The sequence below is a fragment of the Amycolatopsis thailandensis genome (genome assembly GCF_042723255.1).
Lineage (GTDB): Bacteria > Actinomycetota > Actinomycetes > Mycobacteriales > Pseudonocardiaceae > Amycolatopsis > Amycolatopsis thailandensis.
Genome location: NZ_JBHXJK010000247.1, coordinates 1 through 6,522 on the forward strand (window position 1 = coordinate 1; position 6,522 = coordinate 6,522).

A 6,522-nucleotide genomic window follows, 5' to 3' on the forward strand; every position below is an offset into this window, starting at 1 on the left:
GGGGCCGCGCTGTTTCTCTTGCGGGCCCCCCATTTAAATAAAAATCCCCCTGGGCCACCCCTCATGACACTCTCGGAAGCAAGGGCGGGGACAGCGGGAACAAGGGCCGGGCGAGCGGGAACGAGGGCACGGCGAGACGGAGCGTCAGGCGAAGGCGATCCATCGGTTCAGCAGATCGGCCGCCGCACCCGAATCGATGGCCGAAGCCGCCCGCGTGAGCCCGGCCGCGAGATCGTCTTCCAGCGACCCCGTGAACCCGGCGAAAGCCGCCAGCGCGGCCGCCGAGTTGAGCAGGACAGCATCCCGCACGGGACCGGCCTTCCCGGCCATCACCTGACGGAACACCTCGGCGTTGTGCGCCGCGTCGCCGCCGCGCAGGTCGTCCGCGGTCGCCCTGGCGATCCCGAGGGACGAGGGGTCGAAGCTCCGCTCGGTGATCTCGCCGCCGGAGACCACCCACACCGAACTGGTGGTCGTGGTGGTGATCTCGTCGAGCCCGTCGTCACCGCGCACGAGCAGCACGGTCATCCCGCGCCGCGCGAACACCTCGGCCAGCACGCGCGTCTTGTCCTCGTACGCGCAGCCGATCAGCGAACTGCGCGGTTGCGCGGGGTTGGTGAGCGGGCCCAGCAGGTTGAACGTCGTCGGCACGCCGAGCTCGCCGCGCGTCGGGCCGGCGTGGCGCAGCGCGGGGTGGAACTTCGGCGCGAAGCAGAAGCCGATGCCCAGCTCGTTCACGCTGCGCTGGACCGTCTCGGGCGGCAGGTCGATGGTGACGCCCAGCTCCTCCAGCACGTCGGCCGCGCCGGACTTCGACGACGCGCTCCGGTTGCCGTGCTTGGCCACCGGGGCACCGGCCGCGGCCGTCACCACCGTGGCCATGGTGGAGATGTTGACCGAATTGGACCGGTCCCCGCCGGTGCCGACGATGTCCACCGACGGCCTGTCGATCGTCACCCGTTTGGCGTGCGCCAGCATGGCGTCGGCCATCCCGGAGATCTCCGCCGGTGTCTCACCCTTCGCGCGCAGCGCGACGGCGAACCCGGCGATCTGGGAGGGCGTCGCCGCCCCGCTCATGATCTGGTCCATCGCCCACGCGGTGTCCTCCTCGGACAGGTCCGCGCGCGCGATGAGCTGGTTGAGCAGGGACGGCCAAGTCTTGGCTGTCACCGGTTCAGCCGTGCACGACTGGCACCCGCCGGGCGCGCAGCACGTCGGCGACGGTCTCGGCGGCGGTCAGCGGGTCGAGCGGGTGGACCAGCACCGCGTCGGCCTGCGACCAGGTCGCGAGCCAGCGGTCGTCCTTGCGCCGCACCGCGACCACGATGGGCGGGCAATCCTCGATCTCGTTCTTCAGCTGGCGGGTCAGCCCGATGCCGCCGGTCGGCTGCGCCTCGCCGTCGAGGATGGCCAGGTCCACGTTGCCCGCGTCCATCTCGACGAGCACCTCGGAGATGCCGGACGCCTCGGTGTAGTCCACCCGGCCGAGGTCGGCGGCGGGCCTGCGGCCGACGGCGTTGATGATCGCCTCGCGCACCTCCGCCTTGTGGCTGAACACCAGGATCCGCATCGCCTGCTCGCCCATGAGCGCGCCTCCGCCTCGTCTAGTCATGTCGACCCCGCGATGTTATCCGCCATGACCGACATCACGTGGGCGCCCCCGACGGCTGGAGCGCGTCCCAGCCCACCGAATCCCCGCCGAGCCGCTGCGCGAGCCCCGCCATCCGCGACCTTTCCTGCGCGCAGTGCAGCGCGTCGAGGGTCTGGACGCGCAGGGCGTGCGCCAGCGTGAGATCGCCGTCCGGCCCCTGTTCCCGCAGCTCCCAGCCGTCCTGGGCGAGGATCGAGGCAGCCTCCGCCACCTTTTCGGGCGGAAGTTTCAAGTGGTGGCGCAGGATCGCCGGCGCTTCGGCGACCCAAGCGGGTGATCTCGCGAGCACCGAAGAATCCGCCTCGGCGGGATCGAAGGCCTCCGCGACGATCTCCACGCCGGGCGTGTCGACGGTCAGACCTGGGATCTTCGGCTTCTTGACCAGGTCACGAAGCCGATCTAGTAAACCCATGAGTAGCCCTGTTCCCACTTTCGTTCAGATGTGACCCGACACGCACGCGACTTGCCGTGGACCCACCCGGCGGGCCCCGTGCGTGAGAGGACATAATGCGACGCGTGACAACGGCAGCTCCCACCATCAGCCAGCGGGTCCACTCGCTGAACCGGCCGAACATGGTCAGTGTCGGCACCATCGTGTGGCTGTCCAGCGAACTGATGTTCTTCGCCGGACTGTTCGCCATGTTCTTCACCGTGAAGGCGCAGAACGCGACCGGCCAGTGGCCGCCGCCCCTGCACGGTGAGCCCTTCGAGTTGAACGTCGCCCTGGCGATCCCGTTCACGGTGATCCTCGTGGCGTCCTCGTTCACTTGCCAGTTCGGCGTGTTCGCCGCCGAAAAGGGTGACGTCTTCGGCTTGCGCCGCTGGTACATCATCACGTTGATCATGGGCGCGATCTTCGTCGGCGGCCAGGGTTACGAGTACCTCCACCTGATCGACGAGGGGATGACGATCCCGTCCGGCCCGTTCGGCACGGTCTTCTTCCTCGCGACCGGGTTCCACGGCCTGCACGTCATCGGCGGGCTCATCGCGTTCGTGTACCTGCTCATCCGCACCAAGCTGAGCAAGTTCACCCCGGCCCAGGCCACCTCGGCGATCGTCGTGTCGTACTACTGGCACTTCGTCGACATCGTGTGGGTGGGCCTGTTCGCGGTGATCTACATCCTTCCGTGAACGAAGCCGCCACCACGACCTATCGGCCTGAACTGACAGCAAGGGTTGCCGCAAGATGACCTCCAGCAAGAACGACACGGAGCGCCGCTTCCGCAAGCGGTCGAAGGCACGCAGGCGGTTCGCCGGCGTGCTGGCGCTCGGGATCGCGCTCCTGAGCGTGGGCGGGCTGTACGCCGTTTTCGCGCCGGAGCCGCAGACCGCGCAGGCGCAGGGCGAGTCCGCCCTCCTGCGCGAGGGCGAGAAGCTCTACAACAACACGTGTATCGAATGTCACGGGCCGAAGCTCGAAGGCGTCACCGACCGTGGCCCGAGCCTCATCGGCATCGGCGACGCGGCCGTGTACTTCCAGACCTCGACCGGCCGCATGCCGGCGGTCCGCCAGGAAGCCCAGGCGCAGCGGAAGCCGCCGAAGCTGTCCGAGGCCGAGATCAACGCCCTGGGCGCCTACATCCAGGCCAACGGTGGCGGCGCGCAGCGTCCCACCGAGAAGGGTGACGCGCTGCGCGGCGAGGACGTCGCGCGCGGCAGCGAACTCTTCCGCCTCAACTGCGCCTCCTGCCACGGCTTCACCGGCCGCGGCGGCGCGCTCTCGTCGGGCAAGTTCGCCCCGAACCTGGACCCGGCCACGGAAGAGCAGATCTACACCGCGATGCTCACCGGGCCGCAGAACATGCCCAAGTTCTCCGACCGGCAGCTGTCGCCGGAGGAGAAGAAGGACATCATCGCGTTCGTGAAGTCCGTGAGTCACGGGAACAACGCACCCGGCGGTAGCTCGCTCGGCGGTCTTGGCCCGGCCTCGGAGGGCGCGATCGCGTGGATCGTCGGGATCGCCGCGCTGATCGGCGTGACGTTGTGGATTGGATCGAAGGCATGAGCGCCGAAGGGCCGAAGCCGCCGACAGAGGCGGAATTGGCGGACATGGATCGCGACCAGCTCGTCAAGCTGGGTACCGCGCTCGACGGGGTCGAGATCGTGGAGTACCCGAAGCCGTGGCCGGTCGAGGGGACACGGGCGGAGAAGCGCGCCGAGCGCACTGTCGCCCTCTGGTTCGTGCTGGCCGCGCTGTCCGGCCTCGCGTTCGTGGTCCTCATCGCGTGGCCGCACTGGTTCGAGTACAAGGAGCCGGGCACGACCGGTTACACCAAGTACACGCTGTACACGCCGCTGCTCGGGGTCTCCCTCGGGCTCGCCGTGCTCAGCCTCGGTATCGGGGTGATCCTCTACACCAAGAAGTTCATCCCGGCCGAGGTCGCGGTGCAGGAGCGCGGGGACGGCGGTTCCAAGGAGGTCGACAAGGCCACCATCGTCGCCCAGCTGGCCCACTCGGGCAACGACAGCACCATCGCGCGCCGTTCGATGATCAAGCGGTCCGCGGGCGCCGGCGCCGGTGTGCTCGGCCTCGCCGTCGCGGCGCTGCCGGTCGCGTCCTTCATCAAGGACCCGTGGAAGGACACCGAGAACCGCGACTCGCTGTGGCACTCGGGCTGGAAGAAGAACTTCCCGGACGAAGAGGTCTTCCTGCGCCGCAACACCGGCCGCCCGCACGAGGTTTCCCTGGTCAGGGTCGAGGACCTCGACGCGGGCGCCATGGAGACGGTGTTCCCGTTCCGTGAGTCCGAGCGGGAGGACGAGCACGCGCTGTCGGCCGCCTTCAAGCGCGTCGACAACCCGGTCATGCTGATCCGCCTCCGCCCGACCGACGCCGCGAAGGTCGTCAAGCGGGCGAACCAGGAGGATTACAACTTCGGCGACTACTACGCGTACACGAAGATCTGCAGCCACGTCGGCTGCCCGACCTCCCTGTACGAGCAGCGGACCAACCGCATCCTCTGCCCTTGCCACCAGTCGCAGTTCGACGCGCTCCACTACGCCAAGCCGATTTTCGGACCGGCGACCCGGCCGCTGGCCCAATTGCCGATTACAGTGAACAAGGACGGCTACCTGGTCGCGCGCGGAGACTTCAACGAGGCCGTCGGACCGGCTTTTTGGGAGCGTAAGTCATGAGTTCACTCACCACCCCGACAAAGGGGACGAACCCGGCCGAGAAGGCCGTGGGCGCTGGTGCGAAGTGGGCCGACGACCGGTATCACCTGGCCAAGGGCATGCGGCACCAGATCAACAAGGTGTTCCCGACCCACTGGTCGTTCCTGCTCGGCGAGATCGCGCTCTACAGCTTCCTCATCCTGCTGCTGTCGGGTGTGTACCTCACGCTGTTCTTCGACCCCTCCATGGAGGAGGTCGTCTACAACGGCAGCTACACCGGACTCCAGGGCGTCGAGATGTCGCGGGCCTTCGCGACCACGCTGGACATCTCGTTCGACGTCCGCGGCGGTCTGTTCGTCCGCCAGCTGCACCACTGGGCCGCGCTGATCTTCGTGGCTTCGATGATGGTGCACATGTTCCGGATCTTCTTCACCGGCGCGTTCCGGCGCCCGCGTGAGGCGAACTGGGTCATCGGCGCGCTGCTGCTGGTCCTGGGCATGTTCGAAGGCTTCTTCGGTTACTCGCTGCCGGACGACCTGCTCTCCGGTACCGGTATCCGCGCGACCCTGTCGGGCATCGTGCTCTCGGTGCCGGTCATGGGCACCTGGATCCACTGGGCGCTGTTCGGCGGGGAGTTCCCGGGCAACGAGATCATCCCGCGCCTGTACACGATCCACATCCTGCTGCTGCCGGGCATCATGCTCGGCCTGGTGGCCGCGCACCTCGCGCTGGTCTGGTACCAGAAGCACACGCAGTTCCCGGGCGTGCGCCGCAAGGAGACCAACGTCGTCGGCGTCCGCATCATGCCGGTGTTCGCGCTCAAGGGCGGCGCGTTCTTCGCGCTGGTCACGGGCATCATCGCGCTGATGTCGGGGCTCTTCCAGATCAACCCGATCTGGAACATCGGCCCGTACAACGCGGCGCAGGTCTCGGCGGGTTCCCAGCCCGACTGGTACATGGCCTGGGCCGATGGCATGCTGCGGATCTGGCCCGCGTGGGAGCTCTACCTCGGGAACTACACGGTCCCGGCGGTGTTCTTCCCCGGCGCTGTCGGGATGCCGCTGCTGATCGGCTTGCTGGTGATGTATCCCTGGATCGAGCGAAAGCTGTCCAAGGACACCGCGCATCACAACCTGCTGCAGCGTCCGCGCGACGTCCCGGTCCGGACCTCGCTCGGCATCATGGCCCTGACGTTCTTCGCGGTCATCATGCTGTCGGGCTTCAACGACATCATCGCGTTCGCCTTCGACATCTCGCTGAACGCGACGACGTGGGCGGGCCGGATCGGCGTGCTGTTGCTGCCGCCGATCGCGTACTACATCACCTACCGGATCTGCCTGGGTCTCCAGCGGGCCGACCGCGAGGTGCTGGAGCACGGTGTCGAGACCGGCATCATCAAGCGCCTGCCGCACGGTGAGTTCATCGAGATCCACCAGCCGCTCGGCCCGGTGGACGACCACGGTCACCCGCTGCCGCTCGAGTACCAGGGCGCGTCGGTCCCGAAGAAGATGAACAAGCTCGGCTCGGCCGGTCACGCCGTCGCCGGTTCGACCTGGTCGCCGGACCCGGTCGAGGAGACCATCGCGCTGGAGCGCGCCCGGGCCAACGGGCACGGCTCCAACGGCAACGGCAAGGTCGACGACATCGGCGGTGAGCCCTCGCAGGAGCGCAAGGAGATCACTTCCGGGCACTAGCTCGACAAGAAGTACATGAAGGCCCCCTTCCTTGCGCCTGGCGCAAGGAAGGGGGCCTTCATG

Annotated in this window: 7 protein-coding genes; 4 read left to right on the plus strand and 3 right to left on the minus strand. The window is 67.9% G+C overall.

The genetic code is table 11. From position 1 onward, the window contains the following. Nucleotides 1-144: 144 nt before the first annotated feature. The 3 genes from trpD to ACFWMR_RS42205 all read right to left on the minus strand — a co-directional run bounded on the left by trpD (nt 145) and on the right by ACFWMR_RS42205 (nt 2,063). A complete protein-coding gene (gene trpD, locus ACFWMR_RS42195; RefSeq protein WP_378382449.1) occupies nt 145-1,170 on the minus strand; it encodes an anthranilate phosphoribosyltransferase in 1,026 nt (341 codons plus the stop codon). Between the two features lie 4 nt (nt 1,171-1,174). After that, nucleotides 1,175-1,585 (minus strand): hypothetical protein, encoded by a 411-nt coding sequence (locus tag ACFWMR_RS42200; RefSeq protein WP_093938733.1) that lies wholly within the window; start codon nt 1,583-1,585, stop codon nt 1,175-1,177. Nucleotides 1,586-1,646: 61 nt separating this feature from the next. Next, nucleotides 1,647-2,063, minus strand: a complete 417-nt coding sequence (locus ACFWMR_RS42205) for a hypothetical protein (protein ID WP_093938734.1) — start codon at nt 2,061-2,063, stop codon at nt 1,647-1,649. A 95-nt stretch (nt 2,064-2,158) separates the two neighbouring features. Here ACFWMR_RS42205 and ctaE point away from each other — a divergent pair, with 95 nt between their 5' ends. The 4 genes from ctaE to qcrB are packed head-to-tail and all read left to right on the plus strand — an operon-like array spanning nt 2,159 to nt 6,459. Next, the gene (ctaE, locus tag ACFWMR_RS42210) at nt 2,159-2,782 is read left to right on the plus strand and encodes an aa3-type cytochrome oxidase subunit III (RefSeq protein ID WP_005164165.1); all 624 of its coding nucleotides are present in this window, start codon (nt 2,159-2,161) and stop codon (nt 2,780-2,782) included. Nucleotides 2,783-2,837: 55 nt separating this feature from the next. Then, nucleotides 2,838-3,656, plus strand: coding sequence for a cytochrome bc1 complex diheme cytochrome c subunit (gene qcrC, locus ACFWMR_RS42215; RefSeq protein WP_191257452.1), 819 nt, complete (start codon nt 2,838-2,840; stop codon nt 3,654-3,656). Beyond that, on the plus strand, nt 3,653-4,786 hold the full coding sequence (qcrA, locus tag ACFWMR_RS42220; RefSeq protein ID WP_093938736.1) for a cytochrome bc1 complex Rieske iron-sulfur subunit: 1,134 nt from the start codon (nt 3,653-3,655) through the stop codon (nt 4,784-4,786). The genes qcrC and qcrA overlap by 4 nt, the downstream gene beginning before the upstream one ends. Then, complete coding sequence (gene qcrB / locus ACFWMR_RS42225) at nt 4,783-6,459, plus strand: cytochrome bc1 complex cytochrome b subunit (protein WP_093938737.1); 1,677 nt, start codon at nt 4,783-4,785, stop codon at nt 6,457-6,459. The genes qcrA and qcrB overlap by 4 nt, the downstream gene beginning before the upstream one ends. Nucleotides 6,460-6,522: the final 63 nt, after the last annotated feature.